18 protein-coding genes and 1 pseudogene are annotated in these 20,085 nt (G+C 74.4%); 14 read left to right on the forward strand and 5 right to left on the reverse strand.

Annotated elements, in window-relative coordinates:
* Nucleotide 1 precedes the first annotated feature (1 nt).
* The 6 genes and pseudogenes from GA0074696_RS05715 to GA0074696_RS05740 all read left to right on the forward strand — a co-directional run.
* A pseudogene (locus GA0074696_RS05715) lies at nt 2-838 on the forward strand (ABC transporter ATP-binding protein); the annotation flags it as partial.
* 203 nt (nt 839-1,041) lie between these two features.
* Nucleotides 1,042-2,226 (forward strand): ABC transporter permease, encoded by a 1,185-nt coding sequence (locus GA0074696_RS05720; protein ID WP_088960132.1) that lies wholly within the window; start codon nt 1,042-1,044, stop codon nt 2,224-2,226.
* Between the two features lie 258 nt (nt 2,227-2,484).
* Nucleotides 2,485-2,694, forward strand: a complete 210-nt coding sequence (locus GA0074696_RS05725; RefSeq protein WP_088960133.1) for a helix-turn-helix domain-containing protein — start codon at nt 2,485-2,487, stop codon at nt 2,692-2,694.
* Between the two features lie 219 nt (nt 2,695-2,913).
* Nucleotides 2,914-3,015, forward strand: a complete 102-nt coding sequence (locus GA0074696_RS05730; protein WP_007465623.1) for a 30S ribosomal protein bS22 — start codon at nt 2,914-2,916, stop codon at nt 3,013-3,015.
* 120 nt (nt 3,016-3,135) lie between these two features.
* Entirely contained in the window at nt 3,136-4,209 is a 1,074-nt protein-coding gene (locus GA0074696_RS05735) for an NAD-dependent epimerase/dehydratase family protein (RefSeq protein WP_088960134.1), read from the forward strand.
* Nucleotides 4,210-4,553: 344 nt separating this feature from the next.
* Complete coding sequence (locus GA0074696_RS05740; RefSeq protein WP_088964380.1) at nt 4,554-5,441, forward strand: lysophospholipid acyltransferase family protein; 888 nt, start codon at nt 4,554-4,556, stop codon at nt 5,439-5,441.
* A 119-nt stretch (nt 5,442-5,560) separates the two neighbouring features.
* Here GA0074696_RS05740 and GA0074696_RS05745 read toward each other — a convergent pair whose 3' ends face one another.
* The 3 genes from GA0074696_RS05745 to GA0074696_RS05755 all read right to left on the reverse strand — a co-directional run bounded on the left by GA0074696_RS05745 (nt 5,561) and on the right by GA0074696_RS05755 (nt 8,579).
* Nucleotides 5,561-6,436 carry an HAD family hydrolase gene (locus tag GA0074696_RS05745; protein ID WP_088960135.1) on the reverse strand — a complete coding sequence of 292 codons (876 nt, stop codon included), beginning with the start codon at nt 6,434-6,436 and terminating at the stop codon, nt 5,561-5,563.
* Nucleotides 6,437-6,540: 104 nt separating this feature from the next.
* Entirely contained in the window at nt 6,541-7,413 is an 873-nt protein-coding gene (locus GA0074696_RS05750; RefSeq protein WP_088960136.1) for a DUF5667 domain-containing protein, read from the reverse strand.
* Between the two features lie 230 nt (nt 7,414-7,643).
* Complete coding sequence (locus GA0074696_RS05755) at nt 7,644-8,579, reverse strand: ECF subfamily RNA polymerase sigma factor, BldN family (RefSeq protein ID WP_088960137.1); 936 nt, start codon at nt 8,577-8,579, stop codon at nt 7,644-7,646.
* Between the two features lie 371 nt (nt 8,580-8,950).
* Here GA0074696_RS05755 and GA0074696_RS05760 point away from each other — a divergent pair, with 371 nt between their 5' ends.
* From GA0074696_RS05760 to GA0074696_RS05770, 3 genes are read left to right on the forward strand one after another with little or no spacing between them, the layout of a single operon-like run.
* A complete protein-coding gene (locus tag GA0074696_RS05760) occupies nt 8,951-10,663 on the forward strand; it encodes an AMP-binding protein (protein ID WP_088960138.1) in 1,713 nt (570 codons plus the stop codon).
* The gene (locus tag GA0074696_RS05765) at nt 10,653-10,907 is read left to right on the forward strand and encodes a glutaredoxin family protein (protein ID WP_088960139.1); all 255 of its coding nucleotides are present in this window, start codon (nt 10,653-10,655) and stop codon (nt 10,905-10,907) included. Before GA0074696_RS05760 ends, GA0074696_RS05765 begins: the two co-directional genes overlap by 11 nt.
* A gap of 21 nt (nt 10,908-10,928) precedes the next feature.
* Nucleotides 10,929-11,579, forward strand: a complete 651-nt coding sequence (locus tag GA0074696_RS05770; RefSeq protein ID WP_088960140.1) for an HAD family hydrolase — start codon at nt 10,929-10,931, stop codon at nt 11,577-11,579.
* A gap of 24 nt (nt 11,580-11,603) precedes the next feature.
* Here GA0074696_RS05770 and GA0074696_RS05775 read toward each other — a convergent pair whose 3' ends face one another.
* Both GA0074696_RS05775 and GA0074696_RS05780 read right to left on the reverse strand, forming a co-directional pair.
* Nucleotides 11,604-12,257 (reverse strand): response regulator, encoded by a 654-nt coding sequence (locus tag GA0074696_RS05775; RefSeq protein ID WP_088960141.1) that lies wholly within the window; start codon nt 12,255-12,257, stop codon nt 11,604-11,606.
* Between the two features lie 36 nt (nt 12,258-12,293).
* Nucleotides 12,294-13,580 (reverse strand): sensor histidine kinase, encoded by a 1,287-nt coding sequence (locus GA0074696_RS05780; RefSeq protein ID WP_088960142.1) that lies wholly within the window; start codon nt 13,578-13,580, stop codon nt 12,294-12,296.
* A gap of 431 nt (nt 13,581-14,011) precedes the next feature.
* Between GA0074696_RS05780 and GA0074696_RS05785 the strand changes: the two genes are divergently transcribed.
* The 5 genes from GA0074696_RS05785 to hemB are packed head-to-tail and all read left to right on the forward strand — an operon-like array spanning nt 14,012 to nt 19,687.
* On the forward strand, nt 14,012-14,782 hold the full coding sequence (locus tag GA0074696_RS05785; RefSeq protein WP_088960143.1) for a redox-sensing transcriptional repressor Rex: 771 nt from the start codon (nt 14,012-14,014) through the stop codon (nt 14,780-14,782).
* On the forward strand, nt 14,779-16,149 hold the full coding sequence (locus GA0074696_RS05790) for a glutamyl-tRNA reductase (RefSeq protein WP_088960144.1): 1,371 nt from the start codon (nt 14,779-14,781) through the stop codon (nt 16,147-16,149). The genes GA0074696_RS05785 and GA0074696_RS05790 overlap by 4 nt, the downstream gene beginning before the upstream one ends.
* A complete protein-coding gene (gene hemC / locus GA0074696_RS05795; RefSeq protein ID WP_088960145.1) occupies nt 16,146-17,114 on the forward strand; it encodes a hydroxymethylbilane synthase in 969 nt (322 codons plus the stop codon). The genes GA0074696_RS05790 and hemC overlap by 4 nt, the downstream gene beginning before the upstream one ends.
* On the forward strand, nt 17,111-18,691 hold the full coding sequence (locus tag GA0074696_RS05800; protein ID WP_088960146.1) for a bifunctional uroporphyrinogen-III C-methyltransferase/uroporphyrinogen-III synthase: 1,581 nt from the start codon (nt 17,111-17,113) through the stop codon (nt 18,689-18,691). Before hemC ends, GA0074696_RS05800 begins: the two co-directional genes overlap by 4 nt.
* A gap of 12 nt (nt 18,692-18,703) precedes the next feature.
* Nucleotides 18,704-19,687, forward strand: a complete 984-nt coding sequence (gene hemB / locus GA0074696_RS05805; RefSeq protein ID WP_088960147.1) for a porphobilinogen synthase — start codon at nt 18,704-18,706, stop codon at nt 19,685-19,687.
* Nucleotides 19,688-20,085 lie beyond the last annotated feature (398 nt).

Consider the following 20,085-nt stretch of genomic DNA (forward strand, 5'->3'; position numbering starts at 1 on the left):
GGTGAGCGGTCCGGCGGCGATCGAGGCGGTGGACGTCTCCCGGACGTACCAGCTCGACGGTGTCTCCGTGCCGGCGCTGCGCGGCGTCTCGCTGACCGTGGCACCGGGGGACTACGTGGCCCTGGTCGGGCCCTCCGGCTCCGGCAAGTCGACCCTGATGCACCTGCTCGGCGGGCTGGACCAGCCCACCGGCGGTCGGCTGGTGATCGGCGGCCGGGACGTCGGTGCCCTCTCCGCGCCGGAACTGGCGACGCTGCGCAACGAGACCATCGGCTTCGTCTTCCAGGCGTTCCACCTGCTGCCGCGGACGTCGGCGGTGGACAACGTGGCGCTGCCGCTGGTCTACCGCGGCGTCGGGGCCCGGCAGCGGCGCGAGCGGGCGGCCGCGATGCTCGGTCGGGTCGGCCTGGGACACCGGCTGGACCACCGCCCCAACCAGCTCTCCGGCGGCGAGCAGCAGCGGGTGGCGATCGCCCGGGCGTTGGTCACCGACCCGACGGTGCTGCTCGCCGACGAGCCGACCGGCAACCTGGACACGGTGACCGGCCAGGCGGTGCTGGCCCTGCTGGAGCAGCTCAACGCCGAGTCGGGAGTGGCGCTGGTGATGGTGACCCACGACAACGAGGTGGCGGCCCGGGCCCGGCGGCGGATCGCGATGCGCGACGGGGTGGTGGTGTCGGACACCGCCTCCACCGTTCATGATCGACCGTCGTCCGGGCCCGTGGCGGCACCTGACACACTGGTGGCCGCTCCCAGCGCGGAGCCCCGGTCCGCGTCCGGAAGCGGCCCGGGGCACCCGTCCGGTGGCTCCGGTGGCGCCGCCGGAGCCACCGGACGCCTTCCGCGCGATCCGGCGGCGGACCGGCGTACCCGCGAGGTGGCCGGACCGGGTTCCGAGGTGGACGCCGCCGACCGACCAGGACCGGACGCGGACCCCGCGGCCGGACCGCGACCCGGCGCGGACGCCGCGACCCGGGGTATCTCCCGAGTGGACGTGGCCGGGACGGACCGGGCGGGCGACGAGCGGGCCGGCGGGGCGTCGTGAGGCTCGCCGAGGCGTGGCGGGTGGCGCTGGACGCGCTGCGGGCCAACCGGATGCGCAGCGCGCTGACCATGCTCGGCGTGATCATCGGCGTGGCGTCCGTGGTGCTGCTGGTCGCCATCGGCACCGGTACGAAGCAGAAGGTCGAACAGCAGGTCGAGGGGCTCGGCTCCAACCTGCTGCTGGTGGTCCCCGGCCGGATCGACGTGGGCACCGCGCCGGTGGTCTCCCCGCTGACCCTCGCCGACGTCGACGCGGTCTCCCGGGTGGTCGGCGACCCGAGCCGGGTCGCGGTCACCATCGCCTCCGGCGCGACGGCCCGGGCCGGCAACCGCTCCGACTTCACCACCGTGCAGGGGGTGCTGGAGACCACCCCGACGGTCTTCACCCGCTCGCTGGCCCGGGGCCGCTACCTGACCGGCGCCGACGTGGACACCAGCCGCCGGGTGGCGGTGCTCGGCGACTCGGTGGCCCGCGCGCTCTTTCCCGACCGGGATCCGCTCGGCCAGCAGGTCGCGCTCGCCGGCGTCCGGTTCCGGGTGATCGGGGTGTTCGCGCCGCTCGGGCAGAGCCTCGGCGTCGACCGGGACGACGAGGTGCACGTGCCGGTCACCGCGGCCCAGCGACTCTGGGGCACCCAGCGGGTGGACGGTATCGCGGTCAAGGCCCCGGACCGGGAGCGGATCGGCGAGCTGGGCGACCGGATCGTCGCCGAGCTGTCCCGCCGGCACCCGGACACCGAGTTCAGCGCGGTCACCCAGCAGCAGATCCTCGGCGTGCTCGGCGACATCCTCGGCGTGCTCACCGGCGTGCTCGCCGCCATCGCCGGTATCTCGCTGCTCGTCGGCGGGGTGGGCGTCTCCAACATCATGCTGGTCTCGGTGCGCGAACGGACCCGGGAGATCGGCCTGCGCAAGGCCGTCGGCGCCCGCCCCCGCGACATCGGCGTGCAGTTCCTGCTGGAGGCGGTGCTGCTCACCGCGATCGGCGGGCTGACCGGGATGGCGCTCGGCGTGGGCACCGCGCTGCTGGTGGATGCCTTCTCGCCGATCCCGGCCGCGATCACCTGGTGGCCGCTGGCGCTGTCGTTCGGGGTGTCGGCGGCGGTGGGCATCGTCTTCGGGGTGGTGCCGGCCCAGCGGGCCGGCCGGCTCGACCCGGTGGTCGCATTGCGCGCCGAGTGAGCCCGCCCGCGTCGCCGGCGCGGGCCCCGCGGGACCGGGTGCCCGCCACCGGTCCCGGGAACGGGACGTTGAGCGCAGGCGGGGGCGAAACGGCAGGTCACGGTCGGGTGAACGGCGACCCGGGCATGATCAGTTGTACGAAGGGATCGCGCCGGTCACAGCGGCCCCGCTACCGTACTGGTAACACGCGCGTTGCCGGCCCGGACGGAAGCTCCGGTCGCTCGGCACGCGCCGGGCATGGGATGGGTCGGGTGAGCCATGGCCGGGTCGCAGTCCGACGGTCGGCTGTCGGATGTCAAGTTCCTCACCGTCGCCGAGGTGGCGTCGGTCATGCGGGTGTCCAAGATGACGGTCTACCGCCTGGTGCACAGCGGTGAACTCACCGCGGTCCGGGTCGGCCGGTCGTTCCGGGTGCCGGAGCACGCGGTGCACGACTATCTCCGGGGCGCGTTTCAGGAGACCGCCTGACCCGTCGCCGGGCGGTGCGCCGACTGCGACGTAACGGGCATCGACGGGGGCGCGTTGGTCCTGCTGACGCACTCCGGCTACCCTGGAGCCGATCGTGACCCTCGCCGGTGAGCCCCGACGCCACCAGGCTGGTCCGGTCCGTTGTCCGCAAGCGGTCACCGGCGCCACCGATGTGGCGCCACTCGTCCGCCCCGCACGTTTGCATTGAAAGGCTGTCGTATGGGCTCGGTGGTCAAGAAGCGCCGCAAGCGCATGGCTAAGAAGAAGCACCGCAAGCTGCTGCGCAAGACCCGCGTCCAGCGTCGCCGTCTCGGCAAGTGACCGGGGCCGGGCCACGGCCCGGCTTCCGGCACCACTTGCCAACTGTCGACCCTCGGAGGCTCAGGTGATCAGGCCGCGGACGTCCCGGCTCGGTCCCGTCTGCCGGTCAGGGCGTACGAGATGACCCCCGGTGGCACCTCAGGTGCTCCGGGGGTCGTCGTCGTGACCGGGGTCGGTCGCTACCTCGGCGCGCACGTCGCCGCCCGGCTCGCCGCCGACCCGCGCATCGAGCGGGTGATCGGCGTCGACCCGGCCACCCCCGGTCCCGAGTTCACCGACCTGCTCGACCGGGTCGAGCGGGTCCGGCTCGACCTCGGCTCGCTCGGCGGGCTCCTCGTCGACCTGGACGTCGACGCCGTGGTGCACCTCGCCCTGGTCAGCTCGCCCGATCCCCAGCACGGCGGCCGGGCGGCGATGAAGGAGCAGAACGTCATCGGCACCATGCAGCTGCTCGCCGCCTGCCAGCGGGCGCCGCGGCTGCGCAAGCTGGTGGTCCGCTCCTCCACGGCCGCGTACGGCGCGTCCTTCCGCGACCCGGCGGTCTTCACCGAGGAGACCGAGCCGCGCGAGGTGCCGCGCGGCGGTTTCGGCCGCGACATCCTCGACATCGAGGGGTACGTCCGCGGCTTCCGCCGCCGCCGTCCCGAGGTGACCGCGACCGTGCTGCGCTTCGCGCCGTTCATCGGCTCGACCGCCGACACCACGCTCACCCGCTACTTCTCCCAGCCGGTGGTGCCCACCGTCTTCGGGCGCGACCCGCGGTTGCAGTTCGTGCACTTCGACGACGCCCTGGAGGTGCTGCACCGGTCCATCGCCGAGGAGCACCCGGGCACCTACAACGTCGCCGGGCCGGGGGTGCTCTCGCTCTCCCAGGCGATCCGCCGGGCCGGTCGGGTCGCCGTGCCGGTGCTGGAGCCGGGCCTGTCCGGGGCCGCCGCGCTCGCCCGCAACCTCGGCTTCGGCCGCTACGGCCTCGACCAGGTCGACCTCTTCGTGCACGGCCGGGTGGTCGACACCAGCCGGCTGGAGCGGGAGTACGGCTTCACCCCGCGCTCCACCGCCGCCGCCTTCGACGACTTCATCCGGGCCCACCACGGCGGCGTGGTGCTCACCCGGGACAGCCTCGCCACCGCCGAGCAACTGGTGCTGGAGAGCATCCGCCAGGTCCGGTCGGCCGTCCGGGAGCGCTCGTGAGCCGGTCCGAGGAGCGGCCCGACGACCGGTACGACGTACCGCTGACCGTGGCCGGACCGGACGGTCAGCCGGCGCGGAGCAACGGGCACCGGCGCACCAGGGCCGGCACCGCCCCGGAGCCGGCGGCCCTGGCCGAGCCGGACACCTCCGCCACCGACGAGCCGGTCCCGTCCGCCCGGGTGGGCGGGACCCCGTCCACCAGCGACGAGCCGGACGCCGGGACTGACGAGCCCGACGCCGGGACCGACGAGCCCGACACCGGGGTCGACGAGCTGAACACCGGGGTCGACGAGCCGGCGGCCGGAACGCGGGACCGGTCCACCGACCGGGACACGGCCGGGCGGATACCGGCGGACGCGCCGGGCGGGGCGGCGGTGCCGGACCGGCCGGGGGACCACTGGGACGGCAAGGTCGCCGCCGGCCTGGCCTTCCTGCGCCGGCGGCTCTCCGGCGACTACGAGGTCGACGAGTTCGGCTTCGACCCGGACCTGACCGAGTCGGTCTTCCACCCGCTGGTGCGCCTGCTCTACCGGGACTGGTTCCGCACCGAGGTCACCGGCCTGGAGAACGTGCCCGCCGACGGGGCGGGCCTGGTCGTCGGCAACCACTCCGGCACCGTGGCCCTGGACGCGCTGATCCTCTCCACCGCCCTGCACGACCAGCACCCGGCGCGCCGCTACCTGCGGCTGCTCGGCGCCGACCTGGTGTTCCGGGTGCCGGTGGTCTCCGAGATCGCCCGCAAGACCGGCGGCACGGTGGCCTGCAACCCGGACGCGGAGCGGCTGCTCGGCAACGGTGAACTGGTCGGCGTCTTTCCCGAGGGCTTCAAGGGCATCGGCAAGCTCTACTCCGACCGCTACAAGCTGCAACGCTTCGGTCGGGGCGGGTTCGTCTCGGCGGCGCTGCGTACCGGCACCCCGATCGTGCCGGTCGCCATCGTCGGCGGCGAGGAGATCTACCCGATGCTCGCCGACATCAAGCCCCTCGCCCGGCTGCTGAAGCTCCCGTACTTCCCGGTCACGCCGACGTTCCCGTGGCTCGGGCCGCTGGGCATGGTGCCGCTGCCGAGCAAGTGGCTGATCGAGTTCTGCCCGCCGATCCCGACGGCGCACCTCACCGACTCCGCCGACGACCCGCTGGTCGTGTTCAACCTCGCCGACCAGGTCCGCGAAACCATCCAGCACACCCTGCACAAACTCCTCGAACGCCGCCCCGACCCCTTCGGCCCCTGACCGACCCGGTCGCCGTCGCCCCCTTGCCGAGGCGCACTTACCGAGAAAGCGTGGCTATTCCTCGCCGAACAGCCACGCTTTCTCGGTAAGAGTGGCCGCTTCGTGGTGGGGGTGGGGGGTTAGGGGGTGCGGCGGCGGCGGTGCAGGGCCAGGCCGGCGCTGACCGCGCCGGCGAGCAGGCCGGCGGCGGCCGTGGACGGTACGGCGATCTTGGCCGCCCGCCGCCCGGTGCGGAAGTCCCGCACCTCCCAGCCCCGCTCGCGGGCCTGCCGCAGCAGCGTCCCGTCCGGGTTGATCGCGACCGCCCGCCCGACCGCGGTGAGCATCGGCAGGTCGTTGGCGGAGTCGCTGTAGGCGGCGCAGCGAATCAGGTCCAGCCCCTCTATTGCGGCGAGCTGGGCGACCGCCTCCGCCTTGGCCGGCCCGTGCATCAGGTCGCCGACCAGCCGCCCGGTGTACGCGCCGTCGACCACCTCGGCCACCGTGCCGACCGCACCGGTCAGGCCGAGCCGGGTGGCGATCACCCGGCCGATCTCCACCGGGGCGGCACTGACCAGCCACACCCGCTCGCCGGCGTCGAGGTGCCGCTGCGCGAGCCGGCGGGTACCGGCCCAGATGCGCGGGGCCATCAGCTCGTCGAAGATCTCCTCGGCGAGGCGCTCGATCTCGTCCACCCGCCAGCCCTCGATGAAGGCCAGGGCGGCCTCCTTGGCCTGCGACATGTCGACGGCGTTCTCGGTGGCCAGCAGCCGGAACCGGGCCTGCTGCCAGGCGAACCGGGCCAGGTCGCCGGTGGTGAAGTACTTGCGGGCGGCCAGCCCGCGGGCGAACCAGTAGATCGACGCGCCCTGCATCATCGTGTTGTCCACGTCGAAGAAGGCCGCGGCGGTGGGGTCCGGCTCAGCGGGGACGGGCCGGTCGAGCTCGGCCTCGGCCCAGCCGGCGGTGTGCCCGTGGACGTCGGTGCTGACCGTGACCTTGCGGGTGCGGGCCATCCGACCTCCCTCCGTACGACGACCGCTGCACCCCTGAGCGTAGTCCGGGGTCGGTTACGGGCGGCCGCCCGAAGGCGCAACTGTGGCGTGAACGGCTCTGCCGCTCAGCGGTCGCTCGGGCAGGTCGCCGGGGCCGGGCCGAGCGCGTCGCTGCCGACCGGCGCGGGCAGGCCGCACGAGATGGCGGCGCGCAGCGCGTCGGAGCGCTTGCGGATCGCGTCCAGCATGGCCAGCGAGCGGCGGGTCCGGTCCCGCTCGGCGCGGCTGGCCCCGTCGAGCAGGCCACCGACCGCCTTGCGCTGCCCGGTCACGAAGGTGTTCACCACGTCCAGCCCGGCCGGGTCGGAGCGCTGGGCGGCGGTGGTGGTGAGCAGCCGCACGCCTTGGCGGGTGTCGGCGTCCATGTCGTCCAGCACCGCGCTGAACCCGGCCAGGTCGCCGCGGAGCGTGCCGGCCTCGTCCAGCCGGGTACGGGCGAAGTCGAGGAAGAGCTGGCCCCGGCTGAGGTCGGAGCTGGTCAGGGCGAGCTGGGCGCGTTCGGTGGAGCGCTTCATGCCGTACAGCGCGTCGCCGGGGACCGCGTCCTCGCTGGCGGCGGAGATGCCCGACACGGCGACGGCGCCGGCGGCGATGCCGACCAGGATGGCGCCCCGGGCGCGGATCTGGCGGGCGGTCACCGCGCCCAGCAGCGAGCCACGCGAAGCCGCCTCGGTCGGCCGGGCGGGTGTGGTCGCGGTCGCCGCGCCCATGCCCTCCCGCTCCGCGGTCGCCACCAGCATGGCGCGGAGCCCGGTGCGGAACTCCGCGTCGACCTCGACCTCCGGCCGCGCGGCGACGAGTCGCTGACCGACCGCCACCAGGGCGGTGAGCCGGTCGTCGGCACGGGACCGGACATGGTGACGCCGGCCGCCGTTCGCCTCGTCGAGAAGCTGGGCGAAACGTGCGGCCCGACGACGGGAGAAGAGGTCACTGTCCACCGCAGGCACCCCCTCTCGCTGGTCACGGCCGGTCGGCCGCGGTGGTTCCCAGCGACCGGCGGCGGCGTACGCCGACGGACGAGGTGTTGGCCGGCCGCGCTGCTCCGGACCGGGTGGTCCGGGGGCGCCGGGGCAACCACCGGTCGCACCCGGAGAAACGGTCCGCGACGGGCACGGGTTACGGGCCGGCCGCTGCCGAAATCACGAAGAGTGATCGTCGTCGCAGTGGCTCAGGGCTGAAAACCGTCCGGGAGCAGGCGGGCCAGGGCGCGGACGGCGCGATATTGCAATGCCTTGATCGCGCCCTCGTTCTTGCCCATCGCGCGGGCCGTCTCGGCAACTGAGAAGCCCTGGAGGAAACGGAGCACGATGCACTCCTGCTGCTCCGGGTTGAGCTGCTTGACGGCGGTGAGCAGCGCGACGTTGGTGATGTGCTCGACCACCGCCGCTTCAGGGCTGCCCTCCGGGCCCCGGTCCTCCCGGTCGGCGTCGAGCACGTCGCCGGTGGTGACCTCCAGGCGGTAGCGGCCGGACTTGAAGTGGTCCGCCACCAGGTTGCGGGCGATGGTGACCAGCCAGGCGCCCAGGTCGCGGCCCTGCCAGGTGAAGCTGCCGATCCGCTTCAGGGCCCGCAGGAAGGTGTCCGAGGTGAGGTCCTCGGCCAGTTGGCGGTTGCCGACCCGGAAGTAGACGAAGCGGAAGACAGTGTCGACGTACCGGTCGTAGATCAGGCCGAACGCCTCGGCCTCGCCGGCCTGCGCGCGCTCCACCAGCGCCCAGACCTCGGTCGCCGGGTCGGACGGGTCGGGCCGGCTGGGGAACCCGGTCGCCGGGTTCGTGGTCGCCGACACGGCGGGCAGCACGGCGGTGTCGGCGGCGGGTACGGCCGGCAGCACGGCGGTCTCGGCGCCGGACGGGTCGGTCACCGCGGGCGGCTCGCCGACTCGCCGGCTCTGCGCCGGCATGGTCGGGCGGGCCGGCGACGCGACCCGGCCACCGGCCGGTTTCGCGTTCCCACCGGGTACGGCGGGTCGGGCCGGGGCCTCGTTGTGCCGGTTGCGCACCCGATCGGAGCCGTGCCCCGGGTCCAGCCGCTCGTTGGGCGACGTCCGGGGTGTCGGGCCGGTCAGGCCGGCGGGCCGCTCCGCGTAGCCGAAGGTGGTCACCGCGCCTCCCCGGTCCGCGCGCCGGCCGACCGGGCGGTGCGGCGACGGGTCGCCGCGGCGTCCGGTCCGCCCCGGGCGGGCAGGGTCGCACAGGGGTGTGCCGACGTGCGGCAGATCCCCCTGAGGTGCTGGTCCAATGCGCTCACAGGCACGGGGGCCTCCTCGGGCTGAGGGGTGTCGACTCACGGCAAATGGGGTGAGCCGACCCGAGTGATGATAGGGCCAACGTCACCCGCGCGTGGCAAGTCCGTTACACAGGGCCAAAGTATTTCCCGCCTCGTCGCACAGATGGCGGACCAGTTGTCCGTCGTGTGCGGTTGACTTTCACGTCGCGCCTTGATCCCGAGTGGAACGTCCAGGTCGGAGCGGAAATGAATCGCCTTCGGCGTGTCGGCGTGTCGCCGGAAGGGCGGCGTGCCCCCCGACGCAAGCATGGTCCCTCGGGGGCTGCTGTGCCAGACTCAGCGACCGTGCAGGACGCCACCGACAGCTCCGCGCCCGACCTCGCCGACCGGCTCCGCCGGGCGGCCGCCGACCACGGCGACCGACCCGCGCTGCACTGGCGCGAGCAGAGGCTGACCTGGTCCGAACTGGACGTCCGGGTGAGCGCCGTGGCCCGGGCCCTGGCCGCCGCCGTACCGGCCGCGCCGGCCGACCCGCCGGCGCGGGTGGCGATCGCGTTGCCGAACACGCCGGACTTCGTGGTCGCCTACCTCGCCACGCTGCGCGCCGGGCTGGTCGCGGTGCCGGTCAACCCCGGCCTCACCGCCCGCGAGCTGCGGCACGTGCTCGCCGACTCCGGCGCGACGCTGCTCTGCGGCACCGAGGCCGTCCGGGACCGGGTGGCCGGTCTCGAGCTGCCGGCGCTCACCGCCGTGTACACCACCCTGCCCGAGGAGGCGGGGGAGCCCCCGGCGCGACCCGGCGGCGGCCTGGCGGTGCTGCTCTACACCTCCGGTACCGAGGGGCGGCCCAAGGGCGCGATGCTGCCGCACCGGGCGCTGGCCGCCAACCAGGACCAGGTGGGCCGGATCTCCCCGCCGGTGGTCGGGCCCGGGGACACCGTGCTGCTCGCGCTGCCGCTGTTCCACGCGTACGGGTTGAACACGGGGCTGGGGGCGGTGATCCACCACGGCGCGACCGGGGTGCTGGTCGACGAGCTCGGCCCCGGCTGCGCGCTCGACGAGATCGCCCGGCACCGGGTCAGCGTGCTGGTCGGCGTACCGTCGATGTTCCTGGCCTGGTCCACGGCGGACGCCGACGCGGTCGTCGCGGCGATGGCGTCGGTGCGGGTCGCGGTCTGCGGCGCGGCGCCGCTCGACCCGGCCGCCGCGGCGCGCTTCACCGAGGTCACCGGGCATCCGGTGCACGTCGGGTACGGCCTGACCGAGACCGCGCCGGTGCTCACCACCACCCTGGTCGGCCGCGAGCCGAAGCCCGGCTCGATCGGCCGGCCGCTGCCCGGCGTCGAGCTGCGCCTGGTCGGCGGCGACGGTACCGACCTGTGGCGCGACGGCGTCGCCGAGCCGGACGACGACCCCGACGACGACCCGTGGCTCGCCGACTCCTCGCCCGGCACCGACCCCGGCCAGATCGTGGTCCGCGGGGCGAACCTGTTCGCCGGCTACTGGCCGGACGGCCGGGGCGGCCCGGACGCGGACGGCTGGTGGGCCACCGGCGACGTCGCCTACGCCGACGACGACGGGGACCTCTTCCTGGTCGACCGGTTGGGCGAGCTGATCCTGGTCAACGGCTTCAACGTCTACCCGCGCGAGGTCGAGCTGGTGCTCGAGGCGCACCCGGGGGTGGTCGGCTCGGCCGTCCTGGGTGTGCCGCACCCGCGTACGGGTGAGACTGTGCGGGCGTACGTGGTGCCGGCGCCGGGGCGTCCGGTCACCGGCGAGGAGCTGCTCGCCCACTGCGCGCGTAACCTGGCCCGGTTCAAGTGCCCGACCGCCGTCGAGTTCGTCGACGAACTGCCGTACTCGGTGATCGGGAAGGTACGCAAGACCCAGCTGCGGTCGGCGCCGTCCCCGGCGACGCCGCCCCGGCCCCGACGCACGGAGGTCCCCGATGTCCAGTGACGCCCGGCTCACCCTGATCACCCGGCCCGGCTGCCACCTGTGCGAGGACGCCAAGGCCGCGCTGGACCGGGTGGTGGCGGTCACCGGCGACAAGTGGGTGGAGAAGGACGTCACCGGCGACGTGGAGCTGGAGCGGGACTACGGGGACCGGCTGCCGGTGGTGCTGCTCGACGGCAAGGAGCACGGCTACTGGCGGGTCGAGGAGGATCGGCTGCTGCGCGACCTGACCACGCCGCAGCTCTGAGGAGACCTCTAGGCTGCTGCGATGACCCCTGCGCGCGACCACCTGGTGTGGGACTGGAACGGCACCCTGCTCGACGACCTCAGCCTGGTGGTGCAGGCCACCAACGTGGCCTTCGCCAGCGCCGGCGGCCCGTCGGTGAGCGCGGACGAGCATCGGGTGCGGTTCCGCCGGCCGATCGTCGACTACTACGCCGAGATCCTGGGCCGGGCCATCGACGCGGAGGCGTTCGGCGCGCTCGACCGGATCTTCCACGACGCGTACCGGGCCGGGCTGACCAGCTGCGCGCTGGCCGACGACGCGCGGGCGGCGATCGCCGCCTGGCCGGGCAGTCAGTCGCTGCTGTCGATGTGGTTCCACGACGAGCTGGTGCCGACCGTGCACACCTACGGCCTGACCCCGCACTTCACCCGGGTGGACGGGCTGCGCGCCACGGTGGGCGGCGGCCACAAGGCGGAGTGGCTGGAGAAGCACCTGGCCGAGCTGGGGCTGGCCGGCGAGTCGGTGGTGCTGATCGGTGATTCGGTCGACGACGCGCACGCCGCCGAGAGCGTCGGCGCCCGCTGCGTCCTCTACACCGGCGGCCTCTCCGACCCCGCCGCCCTGCGCGCCACCCCCCACCCCACCGCCGACACCCTCACCGAAGCGGTGACCCTGGCCACCCGTCTCCCCTGACCCTGGCCCCCGCCGCCAGTGGCGTCAGGCGCGGAGGTGGGCGAGCACGGCCAGGACCCGGCGGTGGTGGTCGGTGTCCGGCGGCAGGTGGAGCTTGGTGAAGATGTTGCGGACGTGCTTCTCCACCGCGCCGTCCGTCACCACCAGGGACTTCGCGATGGCGGCGTTGGAGCGGCCCTCGGCCATCAGCGCCAGCACCTCCCGCTCGCGCGGGGTCAGCTCGCCCAGCGGGTCGTCCCGGCGGCGCCGGACCAGCAGCTGGCCGACCACCTCCGGGTCGAGCACGGTGCCGCCGGCGGCCACCCGGGCCAGCGCGTCGAGGAACTCGTCGATCGCGGCCACCCGCTCCTTGAGCAGGTAGCCGATCCCGCCGCCGCCCCCTCCCGCGGTGGACAGCAGGTCGTCGGCGTACGACACCTCGACGTACTGGGAGAGCACCAGGATCGGCGTACGGGGGACCAGCTCGCGGGCCCGGACGGCCGCGCGCAGCCCCTCGTCGGTGTGCGTCGGCGGCATCCGCACATCCACGATCGAGACGTCCGGCCGGTGCGCCACCACCGCCTCCACCAGCGCCTCACCGTCCCCGACGGCGGCCACCACCTCGTGTCCCTGCTCGGTGAGCAGCCGGACCAGGCCCTCCCGGAGCAGTACGGCGTCGTCGGCGATCAGTACTCGCATGCCGGGGTGTCTACCACGTCCGGGCGGGTGCCGGGGTCACAGCGGCAGCACGGCCCGCACGATGGTCGGCCCGCCGACCGGGCTGTCCACCCGCAGCACCCCGCCGGCGGCGCGTACCCGGTCGGCGATGCCGGCGAGGCCGTGCCCCTTCGCCACGTGCGCACCACCGGCCCCGTCGTCACCGACGGTGACCTCGAGCTGGTCGTCGTGGCGCTGCACGGTCACCGCACAGCCGGTCGCGCCGCTGTGCTTGGCCACGTTGGTCAGCGCCTCGGCGACCACGAAGTAGGCGGTGCTCTCCACCAGCGGGTCGAGTCGGCCCTTCGGGTTGCCCAGCCGGTCGTCGACGGTCAGGTCGACCGGCACCAGGCTGCGGCCGGCCAGGGCGGCCACCGCGCTGGGCAGGCCCCGGTCGACCAGCACCGGCGGCGCGATGCCCCGGGAGAGTGCCCGCAGCTCGGCCAGGGTGTCCCGGGTCTGGGCGATCGCCTCGTCCAGGGTCCGGGCGGCGGCCTGCGGGTCGGTGGCGAGCTGCTGCCGGGCCCGGCTCAGGTCCATCGCCAGCCGGACCAGTCGCTGCTGGGGGCCGTCGTGGATGTCCCGTTCCAGCCGGCGCAGGGCCGCCGCCTCGGCCGACACCGCCGCCCGCTTCTGCTCCTCCAGCACGGTGATCCGATCGCGCATCTCGGCCACGCCGGTGAGCAGGCCGCGCGCGAAGCCGGCCTGGAGCAGCGCGCAGCCGCGGACCACGATCGGCAGGGTGAGCAGGAAGATCAGGCCGATCGCGGTGTTCAGGCCGATCCGGGCCACCGGCCCGTCGCCGAGACCGAGCAGGTCGGCCAGGCTGCGGTCGTCCGGGCCGTAGGGCAGCGCCCAGTCGTACGCGGGGTAGAGGGTGCCGGCGAGCGCGACGACCCACCAGGCGACGGTGATGGCGAACGTGACGACCGCCACCACCGACCGGGCGATGCCGTGCGCCAGGTCGAGCCAGGACTGCCCGTCCCGGATCGGGGTGAAGATCCGTCGCCAGGCGCCGGCCGCCGGTGGCGGGGTCAGGTAGCGGGGGCGGATCCGGGGCATCCGGAGCACCGTGGGCAGCCGCAGCCGCTCCACGTCGGCCAGGCCGCGCGCGGTGTAGAGCGTGCCGGTCATGATCGGCAGGCCGACCACCAGCACCGCCAGCCCAACACCGAGCGCGAGGCCGGCCGTCAGCACCACCAGGCCGAACACGGCCAGGGGGAGGCCGAGCAGGACGTACCCGGTGTCGCGCATCAGCTGGCGGCTCACGCTCGGTACCGGCGTGACCGCGGTGGCGGTGGTCATGCTCCGAGGCTAGGGACGCCGGGCCCGGAATGCCCATCCGGCGGGCTGCCCCGTTCGGGGTCGGGTTCGCCCTACCGCCGGCCGGCGCCGCACCCCGGGCCGGTCGGTCGCGCCGGTGGGACCGGCTCCGGCGCTGGTGAGGGGTACGCCACGCGCCCGCCCGGCCTTGTGTGATTGGTCAGAGAAGTCGGGATTGAGCAATAATCGCCGAGCGGCGCCGGCCAAGGCCGCCGGATCGATCTTGCGGAATGGAGGGCCTGGTGGAGGGGCGTCGCGAGTCAGCAAGATCGCGATTTGTGCACGTCTTCACAAGCGCCTACTCTGTAGTTCCGACGCGCCCCGCTAGCACGGCCGGCACTCTCGGCCGCGAGCGGGGGTCCCGAAATGGCCGGACACCGGAGCTGGCCGAGGATCGCACCGCACGGAGTCTCATGAGTCAGCACCGTCACCCTGGCGCGCCCGGCCGCGCCGGTGCCGTACCGGCGCTCCCGGATCTTCCGGAGGCGACCGTCGCGCGGCTCCCCGAGTACCTCCGCGCGCTGCACAACCTCGCCGAGAGCGGTCACGAGACCGTCTCCAGCGAGGGACTGGCCAGCGCCGCCGGGGTCAACTCGGCCAAGCTTCGCAAGGACCTCTCCCACCTCGGCTCGTACGGCACCCGGGGGGTCGGCTACGACCTCGCGCTGCTGATCGAGCAGATCGAGTACGTGCTCGGGCTCACCCAGTGCCGGGCCGTCGCCCTGGTCGGCGTGGGTAATCTCGGTCACGCTCTGGCCGGCTACGACGGCTTCGCCAGCCGGGGCTTCCGGATCGCCGCTCTCTTGGATGCCGATCGCGCCCGGGTCGGCGAGGTGATCAACGGCCTGGTCGTGCAGCACGTCGACGACCTCGCCCGGGTGGCCGCCGAGGAGTTGATCTCGATCGGCGTGATCGCCACCCCGGCCTCGGCCGCCCAGCCGGTCGCCGATCAGCTCGTCGCGGTCGGCGTGACGAGCATCCTGAACTTCGCGCCGTGCGTACTCTCGGTGCCGGAGGGGGTCGACGTGCGCAAGGTCGACCTCGCCATCGAGCTGCAGATCCTGTCCTTCCACGAGCACCGCAAGGCGTCGCTGACCGCGCTCCCCGCCACCGGCGGGTCCGCCCTCACCGCTCTGCCCGGCGGGCTCGCGGCCACCGACACCCAGGAGGCGATCGGCACGTGAAACTGCTCGTCGTCGGCGCGTCCTACCGCACCGCCCCCGTCGCCACCCTGGAACAGCTGGCGGTCGCCCCCGCCGACCTCACCCGCACGCTGGACCGCCTGGTCGCCCAGCCGTACGTCGCCGAAGCGGTGCTGGTCTCCACCTGCAACCGGGTGGAGGTCTACGCCGCCGTGTCCGGTTTCCACGGCGGCCTCGGCGACATCTGCGCCGTCCTCGCGGAGCAGGCCGGCGCCCCGCCGGCGGCGCTCGCGAACCACCTCTATGTGCACTACGACGCCGCCGCCGTCGACCACGTCTTCCGGGTCGCCGCCGGCCTGGACTCGATGGTCGTCGGCGAGGCGCAGATCCTCGGCCAGCTGCGCGACGCGTACCACTGGGCCACCGGGGCCGACTCGGCCGGGCGGCTGCTGCACGAGCTGATGCAGCAGGCGCTGCGGGTGGGCAAGCGGGCGCACGCCGAGACGAACATCGACCGCGCCGGGCAGAGCGTGGTCACCGCCGCGCTGGACCTGGCCGCCGGTCACCTCGACGGCGACCTCTCCGGCCGCCCCGCCATGGTGGTCGGCGCGGGCGCGATGGGCGCGCTGGGCGTGGCGACGCTGTCCCGGCGGGGCGCCGGGCCGCTCACCGTCACCAACCGGGGGGCCGACCGGGCGGTACGCCTGGCCGAGTCGTACGGGGCGAACGCCGTGCCGATGGCCGAGCTCGTCGACGCCCTCTCCACAGTGGACATCGTAGTGGCCGCCACCGCGGCCACCGAACCGGTCCTCACCCTCGACCGGGTCACCCGGGCGCTGGCCGGCCGCGACGCCGAGCGAGGCCCGCTGGTCCTGCTCGACCTGGCCGTGCCGCGCGACGTCGAGCCCGGGGTGGCCGAGCTGCCCGGCGTCGAGGTGATCGACATCGACCGGATGGCCGGGCTGCTCGCCGACGGTCCGGCCGCCGCCGACGCCGCCGAGGTCGCCCGGATCGTCGCGGGCGAGGTGGAGTCGTTCCTGAGCTGGCTGCGCGGGGCCGACGTGGCGCCCACCGTGGCCGCGCTGCGGGGCCGCGCCGACGACGTGGTCACCGCCGAGCTGCGCCGGCTCGCCCAGCGCCGCCCCGACCTCGACGACGACCAGCGCGCCGAGGTCGCCCGGACGGTGCACCGGGTGGTGCAGCGGCTGCTGCACCAGCCCACCGTGCGGGTCCGCCAGCTCGCCGCCGAGCCCGGCGGCGACCAGTACGCCGCCCTGCTGCGGGAGCTGTTCGACCTCCAGGTGCCGCAGACCTCGCCGGTCGACACCGTTCCCGATGTCGTCGAGAACGCCGACGGCCGGCCCTCCTTCGACGTCGTCGACGTCCCGCCCACCGGAGGTGAGCGATGAGCACGCCCCTGCGCCTCGGTACCCGGGGCAGCGCCCTGGCGATGGCCCAGTCGGGCCAGGTCGCCGAGGCCCTGACCGCGGCCACCGGCCGCGAGGTCGAGCTGGTCGAGGTGGTCACCGCCGGTGACCGCTCGGCGGCTCCGGTGCACCGGCTCGGCGTCGGCGTCTTCGTCTCCGCCCTGCGCGACGCGCTGACCGCCGGCATCATCGACCTCGCGGTGCACTCGTACAAGGACCTGCCCACCGCCGCGGCGGCCGGGCTGCACATCGCGGCGGTGCCGCCCCGGCAGGACCCGCGCGACGCGCTGGTCGCCACGGGCGGCCGTACCCTCGCCGAACTGCCACCGGGCGCCGTGGTCGGCACCGGCGCGCTGCGCCGGATCGCCCAGCTGCACGCCCTCGGGTTGCAGCTGGAGGTCACCCCGATCCGGGGCAACGTGGACAGCCGCCTGCGGCGGGTGCTCGGCCCGGAGGCCGACCTCGACGCCGTCGTCCTGGCCCGGGCCGGCCTGGCCCGGCTGGGCCGGACCGACGTGATCACCGAAACGCTCGACCCGATGTTGATGCTGCCCGCGCCCGCCCAGGGCGCGCTGGCGGTGGAGTGCCGGGCCGACGACCACGACCTGGTCGAGCTGCTCGCGGTGCTCGACCACGCACCGTCCCGGGCCGCGGTCACCGCGGAACGGGCGTTCCTGGCCACCCTGGAGGCCGGATGCTCCGCTCCGGTCGCCGCCTACGCCGAACTCGCCGAGGGCGACGCCGGTGAGGAGATCTACCTGCGCGGGGCGGTGATCAGCCCGGACGGCACCCGAGACCTCCGGCTGTCCCGCACCGGTACGCCCGCCGACGCGGCGGAGATCGGCAAGGCACTCGCCGCCGAACTCCTCGAACTCGGCGCCGACTCGATCCTCGGCCAAGAAGGACACACCGGCCCGGGGACCCAGCAATTTGGGAGCACAGAATGACCCGCACCCGTAAGCCCGTAGGCCGGATCGCGTTCGTCGGGGCCGGTCCCGGCGACCCGGGCCTGCTGACCCGCCGGGCGCACGACGCCCTGGTCGACGCCGACCAGGTGGTGTACGACCGGGGGGTCCCCGAGTCGCTGCTCGACGCCGTCCGCGCCCAGGCCAGGTCCGACGCCCAGTTCACGCCCGCCGAGGGTGTGCCGGGCGACGTGGCCAAGGTGCTCATCTCCGCCGCCCGGTCCGGGCTGAACGCGGTGCACCTGGTCGCCGGTGACCCGTTCGGCCACGACTCGGTGGTCAAGGAGGTGCAGGCGGTGGCGCGTACCGCCGCCCACTTCGAGGTGGTCCCGGGGGTCGGCCAGGCCGAGGGTGTCGCCACGTACGCCGGTGTTCCGCTGCCGGGCGTGCGCACCGCCGCCGACGTCGAGGACGTCAGCACGCTGGACTTCGACGCGCTGGCCGCGGCCGTCGGCCGGGGCTCGCTGGCCCTCGCGGTCGACGCGGGCGACCTCGCCGCCGTCCGGGACGGCCTGCTGGCCGCCGGGGTGGACGGCACCACCGGCGTCGGGGTGACCGGCGACGGCACCGGCGAGACGCAGTACACCACCACGTCGACCGTGGACTCCTTCGTCGCGGCGGCGCTCGGCTTCACCGGCCGGGTCGTGCTCACCGTCGGCGAGGGCGTCGCCCAGCGCGACAAGCTGAGCTGGTGGGAGAACCGCCCGCTGTACGGCTGGAAGGTGCTGGTGCCCCGCACCAAGGAGCAGGCCGGTGCGATGAGCGCCCGGCTGCGCGCGTACGGGGCCATCCCGTGCGAGGTGCCGACCATCGCGGTCGAGCCGCCGCGCACCCCGGCCCAGATGGAGCGGGCGGTCAAGGGCCTGGTCGACGGCCGGTACGCCTGGGTCATCTTCACCTCGGTCAACGCCGTCCGGGCGGTCTGGGAGAAGTTCGCCGAGCACGGCCTGGACGCCCGCCACTTCGGCGGCGTCAAGATCGCCTGCATCGGCGAGGCGACCGCCGACGCGGTGCGCGCCTTCGGTATCCAGCCGGAGCTGGTCCCGTCCGGGGAGCAGTCCTCCGAGGGGCTGCTGGCGGAGTTCTCGCCGCACGACGAGATCCTCGACCCGGTGGGCCGGGTGCTGCTGCCGCGCGCCGACATCGCCACCGAGACGCTCGCCGCCGGGCTCACCGAGCGCGGCTGGGAGGTCGACGACGTGACCGCGTACCGGACCGTCCGGGCCGCCCCGCCGCCCGCCGAGATCCGGGACGCGATCAAGTCGGGCGGGTTCGACGCGGTGCTCTTCACCTCGTCCTCCACCGTCCGGAACCTGGTCGGTATCGCCGGGAAGCCGCACGCGCGTACCGTTGTTGCAGTGATCGGGCCCAAGACGGCGGAGACCGCGACGGAGTTCGGCCTGCGGGTCGACGTGCAGCCTGCGCACGCCTCGGTGCCCGACCTGGTGGAGGCGCTCGCCGCCTACGCCGTCGAGTTGCGCGAGAAGCTGGCCGCCATGCCGGCCAAGCAGCGCCGCGGCTCGAAGGTGCAGGGGCCGACCGCTCTGAGGTTCCGCTGACAGGAGGCTCCCGTGCCGTACCCCGAGATCCGGCCCCGCCGGCTGCGCCGTAACGCGGCCGTGCGGCGGCTGGTCTCCGAGACCCGCGTCGACCCGGCCGAGCTGGTCGTGCCGATGTTCGTCAAGGAGGGGCTGACCGAACCACGGGCCGTCGCGTCGCTCCCGGGGGTGCTCCAGCACTCCCGGGACTCGCTGCGCAAGGCCGCCGTCGAGGCGGTCCAGGCCGGGGTGGGCGGGATCATGCTCTTCGGGGTGCCGGCGTCGCGGGACGCGACCGGCTCCGGCGGCATCGACCCGAACGGCATCCTCAACGTCGCCATCCGGGACGTGGTCTCCGAGGTGGGCGACGCCACCGTGGTGATGAGCGACCTCTGCCTGGACGAGTTCACCTCGCACGGGCACTGCGGGCTGCTCACCCCGGACGGTGGCGTCGACAACGACGCCACCCTGGCCGCGTACGCCGAGATGGCGGTGGCCCAGGCCGCCGCCGGGGTCGGCGTGGTCGGGCCGTCCGGGATGATGGACGGCCAGGTCGGCGTGGTCCGCCGGGCCCTCGACGCCGCGGGTCACCAGGACGTCGCGGTGCTGGCGTACGCGGTGAAGTACGCCTCGGCTTTCTACGGTCCGTTCCGCGACGCCATCGAGTCGGCGCTGGAGGGCGACCGCCGCACCTACCAGCAGGACCCGGCCAACCTGCGCGAGTCGCTGCGCGAGGTCGAGCTGGACGTCGCCGAGGGCGCCGACATGGTGATGGTCAAGCCGGCGCTGCCCTACCTCGACGTGGTCGCGGCGGTCCGGGCCGCGGTGGACGTCCCGGTCGCCGCCTACCAGGTCTCCGGCGAGTACGCGATGGTCGAGGCGGCCGCCGCGAACGGCTGGATCGACCGGGAGCGGGTGATCCTGGAGACGCTCACCTCGATCCGCCGGGCCGGCGCGCAGATCATTCTCAGCTACTGGGCGGTCGAGGCCGCCCAGCTGCTCCGCCAGCGCTACTGAGCCGGCGGCGGGCGCAGAGCCCGCGACGGTGAACCCGCCCAACCGGTAGCCCCGCCGGCGGCGCCCGCTGGTGCCGCCGCCGCTGTCCTTTCGCGGACGCCGACCCTGCCTGTCGCGTAAGTGGTGGTGGCCCTGCCTGTCGCGTAAGTGGTGGTGGCCCTGCCTGTGGCGTAGGCGGCCCCCTCGCCTGCGGCGTAGCCGGCGCCCCTGCCTGTGGTGCCCCTGCCCGTGGCGCGCGCCCCTGCCCGTGCACGCCCCTGCACTCGGCGCTGCCGCCACCCCCCTGTCCCGCACGCTTTGCTCTGCTGCCGCCCCCGCAACGGTGGAGCGCTTCCAGTGTCGCCGTCGGGACAGCAGAGCAAAGCGTGCGAACGGGGTGGTCGGTAGTCGGGCGCCGG

It is taken from the genome of Micromonospora purpureochromogenes, from assembly GCF_900091515.1.
GTDB lineage: Bacteria > Actinomycetota > Actinomycetes > Mycobacteriales > Micromonosporaceae > Micromonospora > Micromonospora purpureochromogenes.

Coding starts and splice junctions, on each gene's coding strand:
- GA0074696_RS05725 (WP_088960133.1), top strand. CDS start 2,485: ATGGCCGGGTCGCAGTCCGACGGTCGGCTGTCGGATGTCAAGTTCCTC.
- GA0074696_RS05730 (WP_007465623.1), top strand. CDS start 2,914: ATGGGCTCGGTGGTCAAGAAGCGCCGCAAGCGCATGGCTAAGAAGAAG.
- GA0074696_RS05735 (WP_088960134.1), top strand. CDS start 3,136: ATGACCCCCGGTGGCACCTCAGGTGCTCCGGGGGTCGTCGTCGTGACC.
- GA0074696_RS05745 (WP_088960135.1), bottom strand. CDS start 6,436: ATGGCCCGCACCCGCAAGGTCACGGTCAGCACCGACGTCCACGGGCAC.
- GA0074696_RS05760 (WP_088960138.1), top strand. CDS start 8,951: ATGAATCGCCTTCGGCGTGTCGGCGTGTCGCCGGAAGGGCGGCGTGCC.
- GA0074696_RS05765 (WP_088960139.1), top strand. CDS start 10,653: ATGTCCAGTGACGCCCGGCTCACCCTGATCACCCGGCCCGGCTGCCAC.
- GA0074696_RS05770 (WP_088960140.1), top strand. CDS start 10,929: ATGACCCCTGCGCGCGACCACCTGGTGTGGGACTGGAACGGCACCCTG.
- GA0074696_RS05775 (WP_088960141.1), bottom strand. CDS start 12,257: ATGCGAGTACTGATCGCCGACGACGCCGTACTGCTCCGGGAGGGCCTG.
- GA0074696_RS05780 (WP_088960142.1), bottom strand. CDS start 13,580: ATGACCACCGCCACCGCGGTCACGCCGGTACCGAGCGTGAGCCGCCAG.
- GA0074696_RS05785 (WP_088960143.1), top strand. CDS start 14,012: ATGAGTCAGCACCGTCACCCTGGCGCGCCCGGCCGCGCCGGTGCCGTA.
- hemC (WP_088960145.1), top strand. CDS start 16,146: ATGAGCACGCCCCTGCGCCTCGGTACCCGGGGCAGCGCCCTGGCGATG.
- GA0074696_RS05800 (WP_088960146.1), top strand. CDS start 17,111: ATGACCCGCACCCGTAAGCCCGTAGGCCGGATCGCGTTCGTCGGGGCC.